The sequence below is a fragment of the Paenibacillus sp. B2(2019) genome (genome assembly GCF_008370385.1).
Classification (GTDB): domain Bacteria; phylum Bacillota; class Bacilli; order Paenibacillales; family Paenibacillaceae; genus Paenibacillus_AQ.
This window is the reverse complement of the sequence record NZ_VTZR01000032.1, coordinates 20,105-44,332: the sequence shown is the minus strand read 5'-3', so window position 1 is coordinate 44,332 and position 24,228 is coordinate 20,105. Positions and strand designations below refer to the sequence as shown.

The 24,228-nt window shown below is 42.9% G+C and carries 16 protein-coding genes; 2 read left to right on the top strand and 14 right to left on the bottom strand.

Annotated features, from left to right (window positions below):
* Nucleotides 1-63: 63 nt before the first annotated feature.
* The 6 genes from PAENI_RS30380 to PAENI_RS33155 form a co-directional block, all read right to left on the bottom strand.
* The gene (locus PAENI_RS30380) at nucleotides 64-405 is read right to left on the bottom strand and encodes a hypothetical protein (RefSeq protein ID WP_076284375.1); all 342 of its coding nucleotides are present in this window, start codon (nucleotides 403-405) and stop codon (nucleotides 64-66) included.
* 69 nt (nucleotides 406-474) lie between these two features.
* Nucleotides 475-867, bottom strand: coding sequence for a hypothetical protein (locus PAENI_RS30375; RefSeq protein WP_149647826.1), 393 nt, complete (start codon nucleotides 865-867; stop codon nucleotides 475-477).
* Nucleotides 868-1,156: 289 nt separating this feature from the next.
* The gene (locus tag PAENI_RS30370) at nucleotides 1,157-3,190 is read right to left on the bottom strand and encodes a DUF5054 domain-containing protein (RefSeq protein WP_149647825.1); all 2,034 of its coding nucleotides are present in this window, start codon (nucleotides 3,188-3,190) and stop codon (nucleotides 1,157-1,159) included.
* A 360-nt stretch (nucleotides 3,191-3,550) separates the two neighbouring features.
* A complete protein-coding gene (locus PAENI_RS32875; RefSeq protein WP_262495787.1) occupies nucleotides 3,551-3,811 on the bottom strand; it encodes a tyrosine-type recombinase/integrase in 261 nt (86 codons plus the stop codon).
* Nucleotides 3,781-4,038: a tyrosine-type recombinase/integrase gene (locus PAENI_RS32870; protein WP_262495801.1), complete on the bottom strand. Its 258-nt coding sequence runs from the start codon at nucleotides 4,036-4,038 to the stop codon at nucleotides 3,781-3,783. The genes PAENI_RS32875 and PAENI_RS32870 overlap by 31 nt, the downstream gene beginning before the upstream one ends.
* Nucleotides 4,039-4,386: 348 nt before the next feature.
* Nucleotides 4,387-4,548 carry a GH36 C-terminal domain-containing protein gene (locus PAENI_RS33155; RefSeq protein ID WP_410477501.1) on the bottom strand — a complete coding sequence of 54 codons (162 nt, stop codon included), beginning with the start codon at nucleotides 4,546-4,548 and terminating at the stop codon, nucleotides 4,387-4,389.
* Between PAENI_RS33155 and PAENI_RS32865 the strand changes: the two genes are divergently transcribed.
* Nucleotides 4,495-4,638, top strand: a complete 144-nt coding sequence (locus tag PAENI_RS32865) for a hypothetical protein (RefSeq protein ID WP_262495785.1) — start codon at nucleotides 4,495-4,497, stop codon at nucleotides 4,636-4,638. The two genes, PAENI_RS33155 and PAENI_RS32865, sit on opposite strands and share 54 nt — an antisense overlap.
* On the opposite strand, the gene PAENI_RS30355 is transcribed toward PAENI_RS32865, so the two are convergent.
* The 6 genes from PAENI_RS30355 to PAENI_RS30330 all read right to left on the bottom strand — a co-directional run bounded on the left by PAENI_RS30355 (nucleotide 4,635) and on the right by PAENI_RS30330 (nucleotide 15,765).
* Complete coding sequence (locus PAENI_RS30355) at nucleotides 4,635-6,821, bottom strand: alpha-galactosidase (protein WP_149647824.1); 2,187 nt, start codon at nucleotides 6,819-6,821, stop codon at nucleotides 4,635-4,637. The two genes, PAENI_RS32865 and PAENI_RS30355, sit on opposite strands and share 4 nt — an antisense overlap.
* Before the next feature lie 286 nt (nucleotides 6,822-7,107).
* On the bottom strand, nucleotides 7,108-9,480 hold the full coding sequence (locus tag PAENI_RS30350; RefSeq protein WP_188114755.1) for a glycoside hydrolase family 38 N-terminal domain-containing protein: 2,373 nt from the start codon (nucleotides 9,478-9,480) through the stop codon (nucleotides 7,108-7,110).
* 722 nt (nucleotides 9,481-10,202) lie between these two features.
* Nucleotides 10,203-12,293, bottom strand: coding sequence for a DUF5054 domain-containing protein (locus PAENI_RS30345; RefSeq protein WP_149647822.1), 2,091 nt, complete (start codon nucleotides 12,291-12,293; stop codon nucleotides 10,203-10,205).
* A gap of 72 nt (nucleotides 12,294-12,365) precedes the next feature.
* Complete coding sequence (locus tag PAENI_RS30340; protein ID WP_149647821.1) at nucleotides 12,366-13,886, bottom strand: extracellular solute-binding protein; 1,521 nt, start codon at nucleotides 13,884-13,886, stop codon at nucleotides 12,366-12,368.
* A gap of 56 nt (nucleotides 13,887-13,942) precedes the next feature.
* The gene (locus PAENI_RS30335) at nucleotides 13,943-14,785 is read right to left on the bottom strand and encodes a carbohydrate ABC transporter permease (protein ID WP_223179044.1); all 843 of its coding nucleotides are present in this window, start codon (nucleotides 14,783-14,785) and stop codon (nucleotides 13,943-13,945) included.
* A 53-nt stretch (nucleotides 14,786-14,838) separates the two neighbouring features.
* Nucleotides 14,839-15,765: an ABC transporter permease gene (locus PAENI_RS30330; RefSeq protein WP_149647819.1), complete on the bottom strand. Its 927-nt coding sequence runs from the start codon at nucleotides 15,763-15,765 to the stop codon at nucleotides 14,839-14,841.
* A 315-nt stretch (nucleotides 15,766-16,080) separates the two neighbouring features.
* On the opposite strand from PAENI_RS30330, the gene PAENI_RS30325 reads away from it, so the two are divergent.
* Nucleotides 16,081-16,491 carry a sensor histidine kinase gene (locus PAENI_RS30325; RefSeq protein WP_149647818.1) on the top strand — a complete coding sequence of 137 codons (411 nt, stop codon included), beginning with the start codon at nucleotides 16,081-16,083 and terminating at the stop codon, nucleotides 16,489-16,491.
* A gap of 839 nt (nucleotides 16,492-17,330) precedes the next feature.
* Here PAENI_RS30325 and PAENI_RS30320 read toward each other — a convergent pair.
* A complete protein-coding gene (locus PAENI_RS30320; protein ID WP_149647817.1) occupies nucleotides 17,331-23,696 on the bottom strand; it encodes a LamG-like jellyroll fold domain-containing protein in 6,366 nt (2,121 codons plus the stop codon).
* A 141-nt stretch (nucleotides 23,697-23,837) separates the two neighbouring features.
* On the bottom strand, nucleotides 23,838-24,215 hold the full coding sequence (locus PAENI_RS30315; RefSeq protein ID WP_149647816.1) for a polysaccharide deacetylase family protein: 378 nt from the start codon (nucleotides 24,213-24,215) through the stop codon (nucleotides 23,838-23,840).
* Nucleotides 24,216-24,228 lie beyond the last annotated feature (13 nt).

Here is a 24,228-nt window from a genome sequence, read left to right as displayed (position 1 = left end):
GAGAAAGGATTTATTAAACTATCCTGCCCGTTAGTTGAATAAAGGTAGCCGATCGTGTTTGAGCTAACGTTCCTCGTTAGCTTCACAATCCATCCACGTGTTCCTCAGCCGCCGAATGAATATCTCAGGTTCATTTGGGTCAAACACCTCAATCCCGTCGTCTTTTATAAGCTGTCTTTTAATCAAATCGTCAATGAGCAGATCGGTTACATCGTGATAATCGTCCAATACATTTTCCTCTTCAATAAAACTAATTTGATCGCCTATATTACTCAAAAGGTACCAGGTCGTCATAGCTGCTGTTACGGGATTTCCGGTTAATTCCTTTGCTTTACTTGCTGGGAGATGGGCAAAGCTTATTATTTCTCCTTTGCTTTTATTGACTAAAATATATCCTTGTCCCATTTAAAATATCTCCTCATTTTCTTAGTTCACTGAACTAACGTGTCCCGTTAGTTGAATATATTCAATGAATTATTCATCCTTTTTTGTGAGGAAAAAGGACTTTCTAACAAAAAACGTATAAATCAATACAATTACTGACCAACTGACATTCCCTATGAATGGTTGTTGATTATGCGATGATAATAGATTATAACTTATTAAACCGAATCCAAATGAGTAAATAATCATTAACCAAAATCCCCATTTTTTTAAACCCATATAACCATAGATGAGGATAAGGGAAGCAACAGCCAATATAACCCTAAATATTTGTTCTGGAAAGTTTGGTAAACCAAACCTATAGGCTATGCCAAATCCATCTGCATCTGCATCTGCATTAAAGAATATTGCTGTGAAAATTAATACTAATGCACCAATTATGTAAAAACAACTAATTAAAATCACTCCTAAAGGTCTTTTCACTTTTTTACCTCCTCTATTCAGATTTCATTTAAGCCCTTGTTCCGCAATCCTGCCCGTTAGCTGAACAAAGGCAGCCGATCCACTGATCGATTGCCTTTGTGTCGTTATTGAGCTATCGTGTCCCGTTAGCGTGATGATGACCTAGCCTGAGAATACTTTATCAAACACATCTTGAAGGAATATCGTTTAAACGGTCTAAATGCACCTAAAAAACAGTCTAGATAAGAGAATAAACTGTTTTTTTGATGAAGAGGCATCGGCGTATGCCCATTATGTTCGCAGGAAATTGTTATCCCAACACTAACTCAAAACGAGCAAAAATATCTTCTTCATACCACATCGTGAAATTAGTTCCCCATGTTGTGTTCAATAGTGTAAACGTAAATTTATTGTTGTCTTGATGGTATTTGTTGTTATAACTTAGATTGTTATTTGTTCCGATTCCCAAAAGAGGGGCATCCATAGGTTTAATATTGATTTTTTTATCGCTGCCATCGTAAATTAACTCTTCAATCATGTGTTGCAACTTATTTCCGTGACCTACCACTTCAAAAGGTGAAATAACGGTATCAATTTTACGAATCTTAGTTAAGTACGGCGAATTCAAACGTGGTGTAATGTCAAAAGAATAAATTTCCGGATAACGAATTGCATCTTTATCCTTTAATAATAGTGCAATTTCAACTTTATCTCCAAATTGATATTTAACCTTTACAACTCTTGGAGCACCATACTCCTCCACAGCTCTTTGGCTATACTTTAAAGTTGCAATAATCGAATCATTTTCCATAACTAATTTCACAACATGTGGTGTGAAATTTTCATTCAATTGAATTCGTTTTTGAATTTCCATTCCTGGCTTTAAGAAGTCAATTGCCCACCAATTATGTTGTAATTCACGCAAATAGTTGTAACGCAGGTTATCATAGTCATTTTGCCCAGCAATTGTATAGTTCAGAACCCCGAGTTTGTTGTCCTGATCAAAGTAAAGTGTTCCATCCTTTTCTAAGTGGTTAATTGAACCATCGCTAGCAAACATAACTTGATACCCGTTTACCGAAATCAATTCTTCCAAACCACATTCAATACCTTGGTTTTCAAAGATATGATATGGAACTTCGATAAGTTTTTTAATGTTATTTTGATCTTTAGGCTCCAAACAAGCTATTGCACGATCAACGTTCTTGCGTTGTTCTTTCCATGAAGACTCATAAAATTTGTACGAACGATCAGTCCACTCATTATAAGTAAATTGCATTTCGCCAACAGTTGCATCTTTAACAATTCCATAAGCGTAGGTTAAATCAAGATCCGTAATTTGGTCTAAACTACGCGCTCGTTGGAAGTCTTTCTTTTCATAATTCATATAGTCACTGAAATAGCGTTTGATATCCATTCCCCAAGTATGCTCTGGAACTAACATCGCATAGAAATTAGCATCATCATTTTCTATTTTGTTATCAAACATGTAATTAGTTAAAATCCGATAATCACGAATGATTTTCGGATCAGACATCATTCCATGAATCCATGTGTCCCCAATCTCCTCTGTAATAACTGGCAGTTGGTCACGTACTTCCCAAATTTCATTTGCAAACTGATCCATTGAAGTCAATTCAAGCTCATAGTCTGGATACTCATTCGCCATTTTTGACAAAAAGACGTTTATTTTCTCTTTTGTTCCTGGACCACTATTATCATGAGTATGCATAAACGCCAGCTTGTTATCTATGCAATCAATTCCGATTACGCCACCATAGTCGTCTGAATAAGAGACAATTATCTCACTTTCGCCATTCTTCCATAGAAATGTATCTGGAACTTCTGGAATTGAGCTCGAGCCATTTACACCAATGTGTAGGAATTTAATTCCTTGACGATATAACTCATCAACAATCCCGATAGTATGTCCTGGGACGTCAGTCATCTTTGCGCTTGTTGTTTTGTATCCATAACGAGCATCTAACTTCTTTGAGATTGAAGTCATGTAATGTAAAGTTTGAGGTGTCATAGTTTCAGATTCAAACGTACACGGGATTGCGTGCCAGCGAATGTAACCTTTCTTTATGGCGTCGTCTAGCTTTTTACAAGCTTCTTCATCCATGTTTTTGAAGTAATATTCAATAATAAAGCTACCTGTTGTCCAAACAAAGTCTTTGCCCTCTTTTCTTAAGTCTTCAGCTAAACTGATTGCGTTTTGAATGTAATCATGGCAATACTTGTGCAAGACATTTTCTGCTAAATCGGTAAAACCAATATCAAAATGAGTTTTGTTTACCACATAGATTTTTTTCATTTCTATAATCACGCCTTTCTTAGTCATAATACGTCGTGAAATAATTAATTTCAGGCTTTTACTCCACTTTTGTTTCTACAAGGTTCGGCCATTCCAATTCGGACTCTGAATCATGATCTCTCATAAAAAACCTCTTAATAATTAACTATTGGTATTTCACTTAACATCTCCGCATATTGTGGGGTATTCGAAGTAATAATAGATCATTCCATACGTCTAGTATTTATTTTATAAAGACATATCTTTATAAAATCCTGACATTTTAATGTGTCTACCACCTGTTTCATACGATAAAATCTGATAAAACCAAATCAATCGCGAAAAAGTCATTAATACTCTAATTTAATTGTTTAATTAAACTGCTCTTTAGTTGAATAGCGACGGATTCTAAAGCTGATCCGTCGCCATTACAAACAAAAAGTATCGTCGATAAAGTTCTCTCCGACGTTCGCCGCGGAGACGTGCGTAGACTTGAGTGGTCGATGCCTTCTCATGACCTAGCATTCCTTGAATGAAATCTAATGGAGCACCATTATCAAGGAGTTGGCATGCATAAGTATGTCCAAAGCGATGTGGGTACACGTTCACTTCAAATTCTCCCCGATCTGCAAGCCGTTTTATTGCCCACCTAATCGTAGGTATAGCCATTCGTTTTGTTGGAGTCGTATCGGTAACAATAAGGCTTTGCAGGAATCCTCACGGCTGGCCAGGCACTTCTTTAACCATACTTTGCACTCTGTCGTAAAGTAAACTTCTCTTTGCTTCGATCCCTTGCCATTTACGATTGCTGAGCAGTTCTCCCAGTTTAGATCTTCGATGTTGATCTTTTCTACCTCCCCAACCCGGCAGCCGGTGCTGCAGAGGAACTCAAGCAGTGCTCTTTCCCTGAGTGACTGAATGAAATTTTCAAGTGTATGACGTCTTCCTCAATCAAAAACTTAGGAATGCGCTTATCTAATTTGGGTTCTCTCAATTTTAGAGAAGGATTTGAAGTCAGATACGTCTCTTCATAAGCATTGCGGGAAAGAGAACGAAGAAAACGAATTCTATGACCTAGGCTGGTTGGCTTTAAACGACCTGCTTGCTTTGCCAAGTACTCCTTCAGTATGGTTAACGTTACCTCTGTGACATCGAGAGTGCCTAGCTCCATCACTAACATCTTGTGCTGTAAGGCGTATGCTTTTAATGTTTTTGGACTGAACACTTGAATGCGTTTGTCAGCCTCAAATCTCTTCTAATACCACGAGGAAACTTCTGAAATCCCCCTCCAAGTGTGGAAGAGAGAGTCCAAAATACAGCAACTCATATCCCTTATACACCTCGCCATTATATTGAAGACAGTACGTTTTGTCGGGATCGAGTCCTTTCAGACGAAATCTGCACAGCGGTGGATTCGGCTCGGTAAGGATCCTAAAGTAAGCGGAAAAGGCTTCTTTCCTGTCTTCCTATACAAATATCCTTCTCTAAAGCCTTAATTCACACGTTTCAATCTAAGCAGCCAGCTTTGAAAATCCCCATGAAGTCTTGGTGTGTGAATGCCGTTGTACATCAGTTCGTCACCACCAAGCTGTTGTCCGGTTTCTACAACAACATAGTCCGCATCCGCGTCTAGTCCTTTTAGGCGTAGAGAATCAAAAGGCTCGAACGGAACCGCCAGAACACGGCTATATACAACAATAGCCTCACTCTGATCCTCGCCTACGAACATCCACGCAGCCTCATTGCCTTCGAAAGGGTTCAGCAAGCGGTAATAATCACCGAATTGAACAAGCGAACGAATTTCCTTATACAGGGCAACCTGATGCTTGGCAAGCTCCTTCTCTTCATCGGTGAACTTGGACAGATCCAGCTCATAGCCAAAATTGCCGGACATCGCGATGTCGCCACGTGTCTTAAGCGAAGTTAACCGCCCAACTTGATGATTCGGCGCCGCTGATACGTGTGCCCCCATGGCACTGATAGGGTAAACAATGCTTGTTCCGTACTGAATTTTCAAACGCTCTACAGCATCAGTGTTATCGCTTGTCCAAGTTTGCGGCATATAATAGAGCATGCCCGGATCGAAGCGACCACCACCACCAGAGCAGCTTTCAAAAAGAACATGCGGAAACTTCGTAGTGATCGTTTCCAGTACGTAGTAGAGGCCCAGTATGTAACGATGGGCAGTTTCCCGTTGACGATGCGGTGGCAGCATCGCCGAACCAATCTCCGACATGTTACGATTCATGTCCCACTTTACGTATGAAATCGGCGCACTGCTCAAAATGTCCGACAGCATCTGAATGATTTCATCACAGACATCCTGACGTGAAAAATCAAGAATAAGTTGGTTACGTCCGAGTGACCGTCCACGATCTGGTACATGAAGACACCAATCTGGGTGGCTGCGATACAAGTCGCTGTCAGGCGAAATCATCTCCGGCTCGAACCATATACCGAATTGCAAGTCAAGCTTGTGCACACGCTCAACCAAATCTTCGAGACCATTCGGCAGCTTCTTACGATTGACAAACCAATCCCCTAACGAGCTTTGGTCATTATCGCGTTTGCCAAACCAACCATCATCGAGTACAAACAGTTCGATACCAAGTTCTTTCCCTACTTCAGCAATCGCTTCAATCTTCTCTGCAGTGAAATCGAAATACGTCGCTTCCCAGTTATTCACCAGAACAGGGCGTGGCTCATCTCGGAACAATCCACGACAAATGCGCGAGCGGTACAACTTATGATACGTACGTGACATACCACCAAGACCTTTATCCGAATAAACAAGCACTGCTTCTGGTGTTTGGAAAGCTTCTCCAGGGTCAAGATGCCAACTAAAATCGAATGGATTAATACCAATTGACACGCGCGTGTTGTTAAACTGATCAACCTCAGCCTGAGCGATAAAATTCCCGCTATAGACTAGATTGAACCCATACACATCGCCGTTATCCTCTGTAGCATCTTTGGAGAGCAGCGCGATAAACGGATTATGTTGATGCGAACTGGATCCGCGGCGGCTCTCAACTGACTGCACACCCATCATCAACGGTCTTACCTGAACATGCCGCTCACGTGACCATGAACCGGCTAAGTCTAGCATATCAAATCGATTATTCGGAAAATCAACACTAGCGCTGAGAACTCGAAGCAGCTTGAGTGGTGCTTGACCTTCATTCACAAATCGAACTGAACGTGCAATGGCGTCGTAATACACAAATGCCGTATAAGACAGTACTACCTTCAATCCAGTCACTGCATCGCGAAGTGTAATTTCAAGCGTTTCTGCTTCACTGTCCTTTTCTGTATAGGTTGCAGGAAGACCCTCAAGACGTGGCTTTCCAGACATAATAGTATGTGAATCATAACGCAAATCACTAATCGTCGATCCGTTCTCCAATTGAATTTGGTATGCTGGCACACGAAGATCTCCACTTCCGTATGCAGGATATTCAATAGGAGTCATATCTAATGTAAATCTTCCATCCGATCCTTCAGGCGTTGGGGAGAATGATGGGTGATCGAAATATCGAAGATCTTGTGTTTGACGACGAAGCTTACGCCCCCAATAAAAGTGGGCAAGGTAACCTCCATCCAAAATTTTAATCATATAGCTTGTTTGATTAGCTTGTAGGTTAAATACACGAGTCGATGCATCATATGAAATGCTCATAAAAATACCTCCATAACGAATATTAAATATTTTAAAACGAATCAAAGCACAACTTTTGAAGTTTTCTTCAGTTACTAGTTAATTTCTTAACCTCATCAAAAAAATTAATGATATGGCGATCTGATTAAGTCGCCATATGAGGGGCAAAAAGATGACTCATGACAAAATCAGGAGTCATCTTTTGATTGGTTAAATCTTATTTTTTATTGTCCAATATAGCTGGAATCAATGTAATGGCTTCAGTAACGGGGCCGACATGACGGAGGAAGAAGTTTCCCGCTTGATCCTATTTTCTTATCGCCAGAAAATCATAACTATTTTCCTGACAGGCGCGTATGGCTTTAGTGGAATCGGTATACGCTTGATTTACATCTATCGTATAGCGGAACTCGTAAAAGCCGCCACAAGAGGCCTTAAAATTCGTATCCCACTTATTGTTGGTTAGCCATGAATATAAAGGCCCTGTAGGTTCAATTTGTTCTGTATAGTCCCATAATCGAAGCTTCCCGATATGCACCATAGGGGCATCCAACGTAGTGATTGAAATTCCCAGGTCATTACCTACCAACGATGCTCCACTTTGAACAGAATAATAGTCGCCACACGCATTTGGAAGCTGATCTATGCACGGCCGTATTGCTGCACCCGCTTTATCCAAATACCATATCCCTTGCTCGGTTTGGAAAGGGAATGACGTATACATGCCCTCAGGGTCCAAGATGTTTTCCTTGTTCAATCTTACTGACAGGTCGAAACGGGAGCCAGTACGGTAGAATTTGATTTCAAAAGCATAAGCGTGCGCGCCGCGAACATCGTATTCAAATTCCCATGTCTCATAGAAGTAATTGCTTCCTGTATTTGTAATTCGCTTGATTTGTCCGTTAAAAACTTCACCTTTCGGAATCATACGAGCTTTATAACCAAAGCCTGCCGGGTCCCAACGATTAACTCCTTCAAATAGCTGGTACAGAGGTGCGCCTAGGCCTGATGCCCCGTCCACTAAGAGTGACTTTTCGCTTGGTTTATGGATGAGGGTGTGCACACCCTTCTTATCGTCCCACTCTACGCGCAACAAGTCATTCTCGAAGCATCCCGTCCCCTTTGCCTCTCCTATTACAGATTTTACTTCTGCCTTATGGGATTCATCGGTTACGGTCAAGAACTCGAGTTTTAATTCTATCTCTTCCAAAGGTTCCATTTGGAGCTGGATGCATAATTCTTGTCCCCGCAGGGAATGATTCACACGTACATAGGGATATTGGCGCCCCTGCAAATCTACCACTCGGATCGTATCTTCAAAAATAGGGGATTCCCAGTAATCAAGCGACAAATAGGCAAGCGACATTCTCGTTTCGATCGAAGGATTCATGACCTTGTAAGTAAAAGTCCTCCGGGCAGTAAAATCACCTTGGCCTTTGCCGGCAAGCACTTTATCTAATGCTATGCATGACAGTTCATCCGCCTCAACCGCATACTTGGTTTTGCGTAAAAGCAACTGCTGCACGCGAAAATCATAAGGTCTATGCAAAGAGGCGGAGTGACCCCAAGTATGTTCGGCATACAGGACAAGCGCACTAGTAACGGACTTCCATTCTTCTTCAGTTACATACTTTCGCTCCGGATCAAACCGTTCAGCCACCCGTTTCGTACGCTGTGCGTTGCGAAATAAAGACGTTTCCAGAGCAGTAGAGATGACGCCATCCGTCCACCAATCGTTCCAATCGCCACGGTAGACAGGAATATCAGGCACCGCGGATTCCAAGTATGCAAAATATTCCGCTAACGTTGCGGTGCGCAATTCAATCTGATCTCCATGTTTATCGTTCCACTGCCGGATCAATTCACAATAGGAGTCTGTCGGAGGACTGTTGTCGGTGTATAATCCGGAACCCATTATCGGTATAAATTCGTATTCATAGCCGTCATTTCGGAGCCCCTCCGCGAGTGGAAACAAGGATTTCTCGGCGTACTCCATATCCTGAACATCGACATATCTATGAGTATCTTCAACGGAAAGTCCGGGAATATACGGATTACCGACCATATTGTATCCGGGAATGATCCCCAATAAGTTCGCTTTGTGATACGTCAAGCCTTGCCAGACCAAAATACGATTTCCTTGCGGCGACTCCCAATAGAACGGCACATTCGGTTTGCCGAAAGGACAGCCGCCATGATGGGTATTAATATTTGTAGATAAATATTTCACTCCCGCATCATACAAAGCGTCAACCATTCCCCATGAGAACCCGTTCACATCGCAAGACATGGCACTGACCAAGGGAATGCCTTCTTCTGTTGCAAACTCGAGCGCTGGTTTTAACGTGTCTCTCAAATGGCCCTCATCAAGCAGCTCGGTTAAATGGAGATAGAATGCCGTCAGTTCTATGTTTCCGCTTTTTAAAGCTTCAACCAGTTTGGCCCTTCCTGAGGATCCGGTTTTACTTAAATATTTCTCAACCGCCCAGAATCCTTCAAGCATAAATTTGAATTTGGCATTGTCGTCCCTGGATAATTGTTCTGGGGAAAGCGCCAGTTCAACTGCTTGCTCTACAAACTGCGTTTGATACTCGGTGATCACTTCTTGACGTTCCGTATATCCTATATCAATATGTGAATGCTGAATGATAAAAAACGTGAATGGGTCTCTGCGTTGCATTTTGAGTTCCTCCTGCTCTCTAAAAAGATTGTTTATCATAACCACTCAACTGTCCAACCGTCTGTCTTCTCTTGTCATACCTTCAGACAATGCTATGGCTTCGGCCTTCATTCATTCTTTTGCAAAACCGAGCACAATCCCGTGAATAAAATATTTTCTGATCATCCCTTTGGCTCAGATCGACTTTCCGACACGAACATTTCTTCGCTGTACTTAAATCAAACAAGCGTTCATGCAGCATGATACGCCTCTCTCAATTGGGATAATAATACTTTTACATAGCTATTGTACTTTGCTTCTTGTCCTAGGTAGGAGCGAAAACAGTCGATCGCAGGTAGAATTTGATCCTCCGTTTCTTATGTGTGTGATCGCCGACCATTTTCATACCTCCTCCGACTGAATTCCTACTCTAGCGTATCTCTCCATAATCGGGCTAAGCGGAATAAGTAACTAAGCCTATAGTGCAGACACGCGCAAAAAGGACTTCACAGTCGATTTCATGCTGTCTGTTTATGCGCGTGATCCATTGAATCGTATTTAACGTATTATGTGGAAACGGAAGAAATTGCTTTGGAAATCTCCATGTTAGAGCGGTAAAGCAAGTCCCGCATACATGAGCCCGTCAACGCCGTACAGTTAGTCTGTATCCACATTGCGGCATATAGTGCAAAATGCCGAGGCCAAGAGGATTTCGGACTTTACCTTCCACGTCTTTTATCCTATTACATCCGATTCGACTGCAAAGTCAAACGGAATCGATACTTCATATCATCCTCGAACCACATCGGGAAGTTGGTGCCCCAAGTATTATTGTGTAGATTAAAATGAAAGCCACCCGCAAGTGGAGCAAACGTGTTGTCAAATTGCAGCAATCGTCTTTCACCCGGGCAAACTACAGGCGCATCCAGCGTCTCAATCACGACACTTCCATCCGCACCTTCATAATAAAGTCCAGAATTAACAGCGTGCATATTCCGATTGCCGTTCTTTACTACCGATAACGGCGAAATCCGTGTACCCAGTTTATCCATCGTCCACATGTTCGGACTGTCAACGCAAGGGACAAACGAGAACCAGCTCGCTTCCGGCAAACGGCATGCCGATTTATCCGTCCAGCTCAACTCTACATCGATGTTAAAATCGTTATGATTGAACGTGTATACAATCTCAAGCTGATGAGGTGCGCCATATTCCTCGCAAGCATCGGCAGGCATTTCCAATTGAGCCCAAACTTTGTCGTCGTCCGCTCGCCGTTCCAATTGAAGATTTCTTAGAATCGGACAGTACTGCTTATGTTCCGGAGCAGGGTCTGCATATTCAATTCCGGGCTTGCTGTGATCTGGAATTGCCCAAATATAATTCTTTTTCATGTCAATCGTATATTCCTTAATATAGCGGTCATAGTTTTCTTTGCCGAACGTTTCATATCGGTAGGCAGCTAACCTATTTCCATCATTTGCCCATACTTTCCCATTTCTATCAACCAGTTGATTGATAGAACCATCAGAATCGAAGCTAACTCGAAATTTACCTATCGTATAGCATCGGTTCATTTCAAGATTTTCAATGTTTGTAGCATCATTGGAATGATCTGAACTAAGTGGGTTCAGGTTGTCTAACACTTTCTTGGCTTCGATTTGCAATTCCGTACTTAGCGCTGATATTGCCTGATCCAGATATGCGCGTTGCTCCTCCCACGAGCTTTCAAAGTGCGAGTAACTGCGCTCTTCCTTTCGTTTAAGACGATTAAATGTATCATAATGTGGACCTTGAACCGCTTCATCCCTGAACTGATCCTTCAATCTTGCCGCCGTAAAATCTGCCGCAGAGTAATTGACGTAATCCGCTAAATATGTTTTCTCATCCAACCCCCAAGTATGCTCTGCCACCAATAAGAGACGATTGCAGAACTTGCCGTAGCTTTCGCCATTTGGATCCAGGGAACCTGCGCTCACCCATTTATCCCTTAATCGAAGCAGTTCCCGGTAGCGTGCTACTTTGAGCGGATCGGTAGCCGTACCCTGGATCCACGAATCACCTATTTCCTCGCTTACGACCGGAAGCACATGCTTACATTCAAGCATCTTTTCGGCGAAGGCATCCAGTGTTGACGCGACAATTTCTGCACCCGGGTATTCCGATTGTAATTGTTGATACAATAATTCTATCTCTTCTAAGGATGAAGGACCGTTATTATCGCCTGTGTGGGCAAAATAAAGCACATCCTCAAGTCCCTCCACTTCCAGAGCTTCACCATAATCACCGGCATAGTTGACGATCAGTTCAGAGCCATCGCTTGCTCTCCAAACAAACGCTTGCGGAACGCACGGAGCCTTGCTGGAAGGATTTACTCCTATATGCAAATAACGAATTCCGTAACTAGCCAATATTGGTACGATGCCGATCGTATGTCCAGGGACATCTGTCATTTTCGCGGCAATGGTATTTTTCCCGAATCGTTGATCCAACTTTTTGGAAATCGACAAGCCATATTCAAGCAGTGTTTTATCCATCAATTCCGTATGGGTTGTAAAAGGAAGACCATGCCATGCAATTTCTCCTCTGCTAACCGCATTCTCCATTTGGATCCGCTGCTCCTCAGGCGCGGATTGTAAGTATTCCTCGATCAGCCAAGACCCAACTGTCCAAATAAATTTCGACCGTCCGTCTTCACTTGCCAAACGTTGAGACAATGATAAGGCTTGTGGAATAAACGTAGTCATATACTTGTCAACCACATTAGCTGCAAGATCGGTAAATCCAATATCTAAATGTGTTTTAAAAATAACATGCACTTTTTTAACTGTAGTCATAAATTCAACTTCCTTCTTTCATATAATTGAGCCCGAGTCCAGAAAACCAGACTCGGGTCATATTCATTTCATTTATTTCTGTTCAGCCAAGTACGCATCCAGTTGTCTTTGATATTCTGCAAGAACATTGTCGATTCCGGCATCTTTCAATCGCTTTAGCATTTTTTCTTTAATAGAGGAGTATTCTACTAGACCACTATACAATGGGAGCTGATATTCTTTAACGATAGCGTTTACTTTGGCCAAGTCGCCCTTCACTGGCTCGGAATCTACGCTAAAGCCGATTAAATCTGTTTTAACGGCATCGTTATCCCAGTTCTTAATAATATCCAATTGCGCTGGAGTTATGTTCTTGCTGAACTTAGCGAATCTCATATCCGTCCAAGCCCAACTGATCGGCAAGTATTGCTTGTCAACTGCGATTCCGTCGTAAGAAGCGCTTTTGCCGTCTAATTTATAGTTGATGCCTTCTACGCCAAGGGACATCAGATTATAGTTTTCTTCGTTGCTGTGAAACCAGTTCACGAATTGAACAGCCTCTTTAGGATGCTTGCTCGTCGTAAATACGGCCAATAAGTTATCTACAGAGTTGAAGATATACTTCGGTTGATTAGCTTGGAATTGAACGAATTCGATTTCCGCTCCAGGTACACTCGCCACTAAACCATCAATGCTCTCTGTTGGACGGAATAAATTCGATGCTATGGCAGCAGTTTTGCCTTTACCGAATTCTTCACCCTTTGCGATAGGATCTTTCGGAGTGTATCCTTTTTTATACCATTCATGCGCCTTGTTAACTAAATTACTGAATGCTTCGGATTCAAAAAGATTTTCGAACGTTAAAGGCTGTTGCGTAGCATCAATGTAGAAGAAGCTATTGAATAGATCTCCGTTCGCGTAATAACTAGGCATGTATTCCCGGCCAAGTCCAGTTGTTACGGCGCCTAATGGGGTCATTGTCGGTTCGTTCGCTTTCACGGCTTCCAAGTATTTCTCGAAATCTTCGAGCGTTTTGATTTCCGGTAGGTTGTATTTCTTACGCAAGTCGCCACGAATCTGGTAAGTATCATTATTTTGCGCGGTTGGTACTACCCGAGGTATCGCATAGGTTTTTCCGTCAAATTGGACGCCCTTCCAGACATAGTCTGGCGTGTTCTCCTTTAATTGTTGTCCATCGCTATCCAAATACTCATCTAACGGCAATAAAATGTTCTTGGCTACACTTGACGGCAGATATGCAACCTGGGACCAAGTCAAATCGAAATCTTCTCCGCCAGCGACGACTAAGCTTTGTTTATTCCAATACGCATCCCATGGAACAAAAGTATAGTTAAGCTTAATGTTAAGGCCGTCGGCTTTCATTTTCTCTGCAATCGCAGCTGATACTGCATCCAAATCTTTCGGTGGATCTCCTGGGAATAGAATTTTCAACGTTACTTCTTCGCCTGAGGGCGTTTGTTCGCCGGTCACAGGGGCTTCAGAAGGTGCTGCTCCTCCATTTTTATTGTTATTACTTCCACAACCTGCAAGCATCGTTATTGCTAGAATTGTCGTAAGAACAATGCTAGTAATCTTGCTTTTTCTGCTCTTCATAACTATCGCTCCCTTTGTCTAAGTGTTATGTATGTTGACCAACTTTGCCGTCGGGATCAACCTTTCACAGATCCAATCATAATTCCTTTGACGAAATACTTCTGTACATATGGATATACGAGAATAATCGGGCCTATTGCCACAAGGAACATGGCGAATACCAACGTTTCGGATGGTAGTTCAACGGTTGCCATATTCGTATTCATGCTCATATACTGAATCATCGAACTAATTCGGTATAACAAAAATTGTACTGAGAATAAGCTGTGATCATCTATCAACCAGAGAGGCGTTGTGTAATCGTTCCAATATGCCAAGGAAGCAAACAAGCCAATTGTCGCCAGGATCGGTCCCGATAATGGCGTAATGATCTTGAGGAACACGTACCATGGTCCAGCTCCATCAATTTCGGCTGATTCCGATAATGCCGTTGGAATCGATTTATAATAATTTCGAAGCAAGAAAATATTGAAGGGACTTATTGCAAGCGGAATAATATAAGCAAGTAACGAATTCCTCAAGTCAAGCACCTTCGTCATATTCAAGTACCAGGGCACGAGCCCTGCGCCGAATATCATCGGAATGAAGATAATAAGAGCAATTACGTTGCGGTATCTTACTTTCGGTATGGAGATTGAATATCCAAGCAACGTTGAGATGACCAATGAGAATATCGTTCCAACTACCGTGACAAAAATTGTAATTGAATAAGCCTTTAACACAATCCCGTCCATGAATATAACTTTATATGCTGATAGTGAGAATGCATCCGGGAAAAATTGATACCCATTCATGACAACCGACTGTTCACTCGAGAATGACACGACGACAGCCAAGACAAATGGGACTATCGTCAATAAACTAAATAGAATAAGGCTACCGTAAATTAGAAAATCCATTACACTCAATTTGTTAATAGTATTGCTTTTCATTCCATTCACCTCGCTTCTGATTAGAACAATGCTGAGTCTTTATCATATCTTTTGGCCATCCAGTTGCTCCCTAATACAACGATAAAGCCTACAACGGATTGACACAGACCAATTGCGGTTATCATACCGTAATCTCCTCCTCCAGTAATCATCGACCGATAGATATAGGTGTCGATAACATCTGTCGTCTCGAATAACAATCCGTTATTCTCAATAACGGCATAGATTAACGCAAAGTCACCAAAGAAGATTCTGCCTATGGACATTAAAGTCAAAATAATAATAGTAGGGATTAGATTCGGAATTAAGATATAACGTATCTTCTGCACGCGGGAAGCTCCGTCGAGAGATGCCGCTTCAAGCATTTCTTCGTCTATACCGGTTATTACGGAAAGATAGATAATTACAGAATAACCAACATTTTTCCATATGTTCATTGATACGAGGATCTTCACCCAAGGTGCGGGATCCGTATACCATTGAATCGAATGTCCATTAAAAGCATGAATGAGCTCGTTTACGAGACCATATTCACTGCTAAACAACAATAGGACAATCTTCCCTACAATGGCGAAGGAGAAGAAATAAGGGATAAACATGATGCTTTGAAACACCCTTTTCATCGTTCGATTCCTCAACTCATTGAGCATAAGTGCGAATACGACGGCTAGCATCGTTCCCCAAAAGATGTTATTGAAGTTAATCCATAACGTGTTCATGGTAATCCGCAAGAAATCTCCGTTATCCAAGAAAAACTTAAAGTTCTCGAATCCTGCCCATGGACTTCCATAGATTCCGTCCATAGGATTGAAGTTCTTGAATGCGAGAATCATTCCCGGGTAGGGAAAATACGAAATAACGATCAACAACGCCAAACCCGGTACCGCCATTAAATAATAAGATCTGTTCTTCCATAATTCAGCTAGTATACCGCTCTTCATGTTCATTAGCTTCACCTGTTATCTTCGTTATTGTGTTCATTTCCTACACTATAACGGTCATTCAATTTTCTGAATATCGTCAAATATTGAGGTCATATTCTAATGTTGTGAATTGTCTCCATTCACTTGCCAGCTATTAATGAAAGCGTTATATTTAGAACTACAAGGAGAGATTCTATTGAAAATAATGAAATCGATCAATCCTAAGATCATTCTCTATCTCTCACTCATCATTGGACTATCCCACAATCAGCTTAGGCTTTATCAGTTATCAAATTTATTTATCAGACTGATTCATCTCTTAGTTTATCGAACTCTTCCATGGAGAACCTATTCGAGCATTCCTCCGGTTACTGGACGGAGGACATTGAAGGTAACAAAAGTTTAATGCTTATCCGTAATACAACGATTACTCTATTTGCGATAATGGTTACGCTCATGATATTATTCACTTCAGCAATGACGATTCGAACGAATAGGCCGATATTGGCTCTTGTGAAATTCATCAAGGAGGTCGGCAATGGTAACCTTAATCTCCGCCTGAAAAGGAAATCGACCTATGAAGAATTCTCGGTGCTGAATCGCGGAATCAACGATATGTTAGACAAAATCAATGAACTGACTGAGGAATCCGTGAAACGCCAGCTACTTCAAAAAGAAGCCGAATATGATGCGCCCCAGTCCAAAATGGATCCACATTTTCTTTATGCTGCTGATCAGAGTGATTACTAGAGAACTCACGTGTTGTTCTCTAGCCTCGTGCCCTGTCCACCCTTCGTTCTTCTCTCTGTAACTCCCACACGAAAACAGCTCATCGCCTGATTATCCACGCAATTTGGGATAAGTTTCTCCGTGTCCTAGCCCATGTAACGGCAATCGGTTGGTTATCCTCTTGACCCAGACGGTCTCCCCTTATGTTCGACCTCAATTCTACGGCGTTCGTGTCTCACTGTTTTTTTCTGTTGCGTGTCATTTTCGTGCTGAGTCTTCTTTTCTTCCACGTTTCCAGGCTTCGCACGATTCTCCCGCCTTTTGGGTCGGGGGCGCCCCGGCAACGCTTGTGTCGGGTCACTTGCCATTGCGGCTTTTCCTGCAAGCTTTTTCGCTTCTATCCCTTCTTATGACTGCTCGCCATCCATAGCCTCAGTCTTGACCTACGCGATCTTGACCATGGGTCACCGCTTCTGCGGGGACGGTAGGGCTCTCCTTGGGTCACGTCAATCGACTTTCACCCGAATCCAGTCCACTTAACTTCCGAGATCAACGGTGGTATTAGACGTTCTCTTCTTTTGAATAGCGATTGATTCAAACGATTGAATCTGCCGCCAAATCGAACATATACCAGCACGTAAAAGGGACATAGCCCCAAGGCTATGTCCCTTAATTTTTTTGTTACATATGTTCATACGATGTGAAGAGGATCCTAGAGGATTTAGATTATAAGATACAGCAACGAAATTTACAGCTCACCAGTTATTGTTATTCTTCTTCACTCATGCTGCTCTTGGTGAATGGGAAAGTAATCGTTCTGCTTTTGGAAAGGCCGTTACTTGTGGCCTTCGTCTTATTGATTATTCAACCTTTAATATTTGGTTCATCAATCGATACATAATAACTGCCACTTCTGCTCTTGTTGTTGTCGCATTCGGGCTGATCTTACCTGCTCCTTTACCTGTAATAATGCCATCGTGGACTAGTGCCGCCACTGCATCTACGGCATACACTGAAATGCCAGATGCGTCAGTAAAGCGATTCAAATCAGATGCCATTCCATGAGATTCCCATTTACCGCCAGCTTGTAGTGCCCTTACGACTAGCACCATCATATCCTGCCTGGAAATTTTCTCTTTCGGATTGAACATCCCATCCCCAGTTCCCTTAGCGATTCCCAGTGCCTTCACAATGCCTAGCGCTTCATAGTAGTAATCACCTTGAACGACATCCTGGAAGTTGCCGCTGATGTCTGCTTTTAAGCCCAGTGCTCTGACCAGCAACGTCACGAAATCCGCTCTTGTGATCTCTTTACCAGGCTCAAACGTCGTTGCCGAAGTGCCTTTAATGATACCTAGTTTGGCCAATGCCTGGATCGCTTCTTCAGCCCATGCATGTTTGCCAATATCCGTGAAGATCGGAGTGCCTGGTTCCGGATTCGTGGAAGAACCGTCTCCATCGCTGTCTCCCCCGGATTTCTTCAGGACTCCCGTTACTGCGATAACCGCTGTTTTCCCTTGATAGCTTACCGTTACGGCGGCGCTTCCCTTACCGACCGCTTCTAAGATCCCGTTCGCACTTACCGCAATCACAGATGCATCCGAAGTGGCGTACGACGCTTTACCTGTTACGTTCTCCTTGGTTCCGTCGCTATAGATTGCCGTAACCTGAATCGCCTGGGTTTTGCCTACTTCCAGCGAAGAGGACGCAGAATCGAGACTGATTCCCGTGAGCACGGCCACATTTCCAGGATTTCCAGGATTTCCGGTATTACCGGAGTTTACAGTAACGTTATACACCGCTTGGTGACCGCCGTCTGCTGTCGTAGCCGTGATCTTCGCGCTTCCAGCAGATACAGCCGTTACCCTAATGCTTGTTGTACCGGTCGCTACATCGTACACCGCATCTGTAACCGACACTGCATTTCCTTCTACCGCAAAGGTTACCATTTTATCGGTTGCATCCGCCGGATTAACCTCTGCGATCAAGGTATCCAAAACGCCAATGTCCAACACCGCAGACGATTTATTCAGGGTAACACCCGTTGCCGTGACTGGTGAAGCAACCACCGTCACTTCATATTCGGCCTTGCTGCCGTCTACCGCAGTCGCTGTTACTTTCGCATAGCCAGTCGACACGGCGCTTACCGTTACGCTTGTCGTTCCACTTACCTCATCGTACACAGCACTTGAGACGGTGACCGCATTTCCTTCTACCGCAAAAGTTACGGTCTTATCGGTTGCATCAGCCGGACTGACCGTTGCGGTCAATTCATCCGTAGCTCCAACGATCATAGTCGAGGAAATCTTATTCAGTGAAACGCCTTCTGCAGGCACTTGAACGTCGTTAACCGTCACATTATGGTAATCTCTGTAATGTCCATCTTCGGTTTCTACCGTAATCTTGGCTTCACCTACAGACAGCGCCTTCACTGTTGCGCTTGTCGTTCCGTCAGCGTTGAAGACCACATCAGTCAATTCAACTACTTGGTCATTGTCTACCGTGAAAGTTACTTTCTTATTGCTTGCATTCGTTGGTGTTACCGTCGCTATCAATTGATCAATAGCTCCTACATTTAGCGAAGCCGTTGTTTTGTTCAACGTAACTCCAGTGGCTGCTACGTTTGTTTTCTCTAACACCGTCACGCTAATGGTCGTTGTCAATGGTACGTTGTTCGGATTCGTCACACCTTCTGGTAGTGTTATGGTTCCATTTACAGTGAAGGTCTGTTCCTCCTTAACAGCTTGATCATAGTCGGAACCGGAGACATCCCATGTCACATCAGCGTTCATGCTTGCAAGATCCGTTACCAATTCTACGGTTGCAGGCAATCTAAGATCCGCTGCTGTCTTCGCCGTTCCGTTCACTAGACCTGTAATCGCTGCAGGCGTTGGTATACTCTGCAACTTCATACCTAGCCCGATATTCATCAATTGCGTGACTTGAGCCTGAGTCAACGGACCGTTAAATATGCGAACGTCGTCTAGCAGTCCAGTATAGGATTCTCCGTAGTCAGCGGATCCCAACATGATTTTACTCGTTACGCTCGGAAGCGGCCCGAGATTCGTTGCATCGCTTGCCACCAGTACACCGTCTACATAGATCTTCATCCCAATCTTCTGACTGTAGGAAGCTACATAATGATGCCATTGGTTATTGCTGTAGGTCCATGGGAACGACAGCGATTTATTACTAGATGATCCATTGGGCCAATAGGCCACTTGAGCTGTACCCTTGTCGGTCAACTGTAGAGCTGTGAAACGATTATCTTGACGGAAAACGCTATAGTAGCCGTTTGCAGGCTTCGAAGTTTTGAACCACAGCGACACTGTCTGGTCACCTGTTTGGTTCACCGTTGCGAAAGGAGCAACCTCTACTCTTGCCTTTGATGAGCCACCGCTGAATTCAAGCGCTCCGTCGATCTTGCCTGAATTGTTCCAAGTTGGATTGTTAATCAAAGTTCCGTTGTTGCCTTTGCCTGAAGAATCGACAGCGGTTGTACCGGAGCCTTCATTGAACTTCCAGTGAGCTACTAGTTCGATAGGCCTAACCGTTACGCTAATGCTTGTTGTCAATGACACGTTGCTCGTATTCTTCACAAATTCTGGCAGTGTTACGATTCCAGCGACCGTGAAATTCTGTACTGTCTCAACATTCGGATCGTAGCTTGAGGCGTTAACATCCCATGTCACATTAGCATTTATATTTCCTACATTAGTAACCAATTCTACGGTTGCGGGTAATCCAAGTGCCGCCGCAGTCTTTGCCGTACCGCTCGCTACCCTTGTTATTGTCGCAGGCGCTTTTATGCTCTGCAACGTCAATTCCTGAACACCATGCATCAATTGCAATACTTCATTCTGAGTCAACGGACCGTTAAATATGCGAACGTCATCTAGTTGTCCATTGTATGCTTCCCCGCCAGACACATCGGCTCCAAGTAGAATCTTACTTGTTACTCGCGGAAGCGGACCGAGATTCGTTGCATCGCTTGCCACTACTTTACCGTCGACATAGATTTTCAATCCCGTTTTCTGACCGTAAGAAGCGACATAATGATGCCATTTGTTATCATTGTAGGTCCATGGAAATGATAATGTTTTAGGTTGAGATGCACCGCCCGGCCAATAAACCACGCGAGCCTTGTTTCCTCCTTCCATCTGAAGAGCTGTGAAACGATTTTCTTGTTTGAAAATGTTGTAGTAGCCATTGGAAGGCTGAGAAGTGTTGAACCATAATGACACCGCCTCATCACCTGTTTGCTCCAAAAATGAGAAAGCGTTAATCTCGGCCCTTGAGCCGCCATTGAAAGCAAGTGATCCCTCGAACTTGCCCAAGCTGTTCCAAGCTGGGTTGTTAACGAGCTTTCCAATATTGCCCTTGCCAGAAGAATCATTGATCGCTGTACCAGATTCCTCATCGAACTTCCAATGGGCCACTAGTTCGGCAGGGCTAACCGTTACGCCATTATCTGTTGTTGAGTGCAGTATAATGTAGTCAAGTTTTACGTTGCCGCTATCTCCATCATCGTATTTATAAGATATCGTATTAATTCCGGATTTTAGCGTTACAAGCTCAACCTGGTCGCTCCATGTATCCGAATTTTCCAAGCTCCGTAGACTAATCTGTCTTAACTTGATGCCGTTCACATACAGGCTGACTGTCTGTGTTGCACCCGTAGAATTTGCATATCTGAGATCTAGATAATAACTACGCGTTAACGCTGATGAATTATTTACTGTAAAGGTAGTCGTTGCACCGAATTCCCCGTATCCGGTCACATAACCATCCCCGGAATAATTCAGGCCGCTGCTACCTATCTCTGCTTTGTCCGAGAGTACGGCATTCTCAGCCTCATACATGTTATATGCTGTTACTGTAATATAATCGAGACTAACATTGCCGCTGTCGCCTGATTCATACTTATATGCTATCGTATTGTCCCCTGCATTCAGGTTTATCGTCTCAACCTTGTCGCCCCATGTATCTCCATTTGCCAAGCTCGGTAGACTAATCTGCTTTATCTTGCTACCGTTCACATACAGGCTGAGTGTCTTTGTTCCACCTGTAGTATTCGCATACCTAAGATCCAGATTATAACGTCCTTCTGACGCAGTATTTACTGTAAAGGTAGTCGTTGCACCGATAGAATCGTATCCAGCTGTGAAACCACTTCCGGAATAATTCAGTTGGTCGTTACCTACCTCTGCACCGCCCGATAGTGAAGCATCCTCTGCCTCATAATTATTTTGTTCCACAAATTTCCACTGATCGCTCGTCCAATCCCCCCCACCTACCATACTGGATTGTACATAACCGTTCTGTGTGTGGATATGCATTAGCCCATGCTTGCGGTTTCTGAGTTGGAAATATCCATATTCAGAGCCGACTGGCATCCAATCCGCATTCCATTCTATAGCGGGTCCAGTCTTAATTCGACCGTTATTAGCTTCAAAATTCATATAGTTTCCGGTTAACCGGTTTCTGAAACGGATAAATCCATCACTATTTTCTAGAGCCCATTGATATTCATATCCTGTTCCATCTCCATAACTTACTGTTCCGGAATCATCAAAAAGGCTTTTACCTATCTGCTTGCGATTATAGATTTGATAATACTTACCGTCGGAGTCCGCAGGGACAATACTCGTCGGGAGTGAAAGGTTTCCTGAATAAGGCTCCCCATTAAATGTGACGTTTGTAACATAACTACCTATAGACAAGTTTCCACTTGCGCTATCTGTAACAAGCTTCCCATCAACTTTCACATTTTCAAAATGTACTCCGTCGACATACTCATTCTCACTTATCCCGCCTATCTGCGACCCGAAATCATATGGATTGGAAGCATAATTGATATTCTTTAATGTTATATTACTCATCCTTCCAGTTGCATGATTCCACATTTGATAGGGATATACTTCCAGCATGCTCCCGTATCTTGTACGTTCTATTTCAATATTCTCTAAGAGCACATTATCAACTAAACCTCCGGCGGAATAAACTCCAATAGTACCTCTTATGCCAGGATATGCATTAGAGTTAATAATGTAGATATCTCTAGCTACATAGTTTGTAGTATCACCAGCGTTAATCATAATACTATGCACTCTCATGCTAGCAACCACGTTATTCTCCCATAAGATGTTACTACTTCTATTGCCAGTCACAAGACCATCGTCAGAACTTCTAATAAAGCTATTCTTCACTGTCACATTATTATTGTCCATTACAAGCACAATGCCGTCACCTTCATGCATACTGGTAAACCCTTTAATATTGTCTATTATTACATCAGTACTGCCGATTACATTGACAGACTGCCTTTCAGGATTGACGATAACTAATCCCTCAATTTTGACATTTTTCGAGTAGAATGCGACAATACCTGGCATTTCGGGGTTCTTAGCTCTAGCAGCATCCGTAAAATCACCGCTCCACTTAGACAACTCAAGTATGCCTCGTCCTCTAATGGTAATGTTCTCTTTAATAGGACTCTTATCCCAATTGGGCTCATTCAAATACGGATTGGTTCTAATTTGCGCCTTTACTATAGCACCTGGCGCTAAATAGACTGTTTTTCCACTCGGTACATCTATATAATCCATATCTGCCTTGTAGTTGCCATTTGTATGAGCACCTATTTTCTGCCTCTTTATGTAGTCAGAGGTTCCATACTCATGAACTCCAGGGCCAAAGTACATGACGTTCGGATCACCCTCTGACGGAATGTCCGTATCGATAGGATTTGCAAATATATGAAGCGCACTATAGATATTATCATTTACCTCAAGTACGATGTTTTTAGCTCCGGTCACTGAAAACGTCATCACATTGCCCTCAATTGTTGGCGTTATTCCGTATGCCTGAGGCCAAACCTTTGCTGATGTTAATGGACCGCCATGATACGTAACCTTCATTTCCACTGTACCTGCAGAGTCAAACATTACAAAACCTGTAGGCATATTGCTATTACCTGGATCACCCGAATCACCATTAAACATTTTTGCTGAATGTGTAAATAATTTGTTCCAAGATCCCCCTGGACTGCTAACCTCTGCTGTAAAGGCTGAATAGCTTGCAGTTCCTGCCGGCGGATCAGGATATACATCAAGTTGATTTTGATCAGTCGCGAAAACAGATTTCGGCAAAGAGATAACGGTAATAATTGTAAACATCACTAGTACTAAGACCAAACTTAATAATTTTTTTCCATTTATTTTCATGTTAACTCTCCCTTCTTTTACTTACAATTTGGATTTCCTGAAGCCTTTACCTGTAATAATGCCATCGTGGAATATTGTCGCTACTGCATCTACCGCATAGGTTGCAATGTCAGATGCGTCGGTAAAGCTGTTGCTTCATTTCTACATCAACATAAGTCGATTCCAAAACTTGGCGTAACTTTCGCCATTTGGATCTAGAGAACCCGTATCCACCCAATGATCTGAAGTAATTCCCGATAAGGTGCTACTTTGAGCGGATCGGACGCTGTGTCTATGCATCCGCTGCTCTTCAGGCGCAGATTGCAAATATTCCTCGATTAGCCAAGACCCCACTGTCCAAATAAATTTCGACTGTCCGTCCTCGCCTTGCATACGTTCAGACAATGGCAACGCTTTCAGAATAAACGTAGTCAAGTACTCATCAACCACATTAGCCGCAAGATCAGTAAACCTAATGTCCAAATGCGTTTTAAAAACAACATGTACTTTTTCACCTGAGGACGTCTGTTCCCCGGTCACAGGCGCTTCAGAA

Excerpts from the sequence above, each read along its gene's own strand:
- PAENI_RS32875 (WP_262495787.1), bottom strand. The coding sequence starts at position 3,811 with ATGGCTATACCTACGATTAGGTGGGCAATAAAACGGCTTGCAGATCGG.
- PAENI_RS30380 (WP_076284375.1), bottom strand. The coding sequence starts at position 405 with ATGGGACAAGGATATATTTTAGTCAATAAAAGCAAAGGAGAAATAATA.
- PAENI_RS30330 (WP_149647819.1), bottom strand. The coding sequence starts at position 15,765 with ATGAACATGAAGAGCGGTATACTAGCTGAATTATGGAAGAACAGATCT.
- PAENI_RS30345 (WP_149647822.1), bottom strand. The coding sequence starts at position 12,293 with ATGACTACAGTTAAAAAAGTGCATGTTATTTTTAAAACACATTTAGAT.
- PAENI_RS30335 (WP_223179044.1), bottom strand. The coding sequence starts at position 14,785 with ATGGATTTTCTAATTTACGGTAGCCTTATTCTATTTAGTTTATTGACG.
- PAENI_RS30350 (WP_188114755.1), bottom strand. The coding sequence starts at position 9,480 with ATGCAACGCAGAGACCCATTCACGTTTTTTATCATTCAGCATTCACAT.
- PAENI_RS30320 (WP_149647817.1), bottom strand. The coding sequence starts at position 23,696 with ATGAAAATAAATGGAAAAAAATTATTAAGTTTGGTCTTAGTACTAGTG.
- PAENI_RS30355 (WP_149647824.1), bottom strand. The coding sequence starts at position 6,821 with ATGAGCATTTCATATGATGCATCGACTCGTGTATTTAACCTACAAGCT.
- PAENI_RS30370 (WP_149647825.1), bottom strand. The coding sequence starts at position 3,190 with ATGACTAAGAAAGGCGTGATTATAGAAATGAAAAAAATCTATGTGGTA.
- PAENI_RS30325 (WP_149647818.1), top strand. The coding sequence starts at position 16,081 with ATGGAGAACCTATTCGAGCATTCCTCCGGTTACTGGACGGAGGACATT.
- PAENI_RS30340 (WP_149647821.1), bottom strand. The coding sequence starts at position 13,886 with ATGAAGAGCAGAAAAAGCAAGATTACTAGCATTGTTCTTACGACAATT.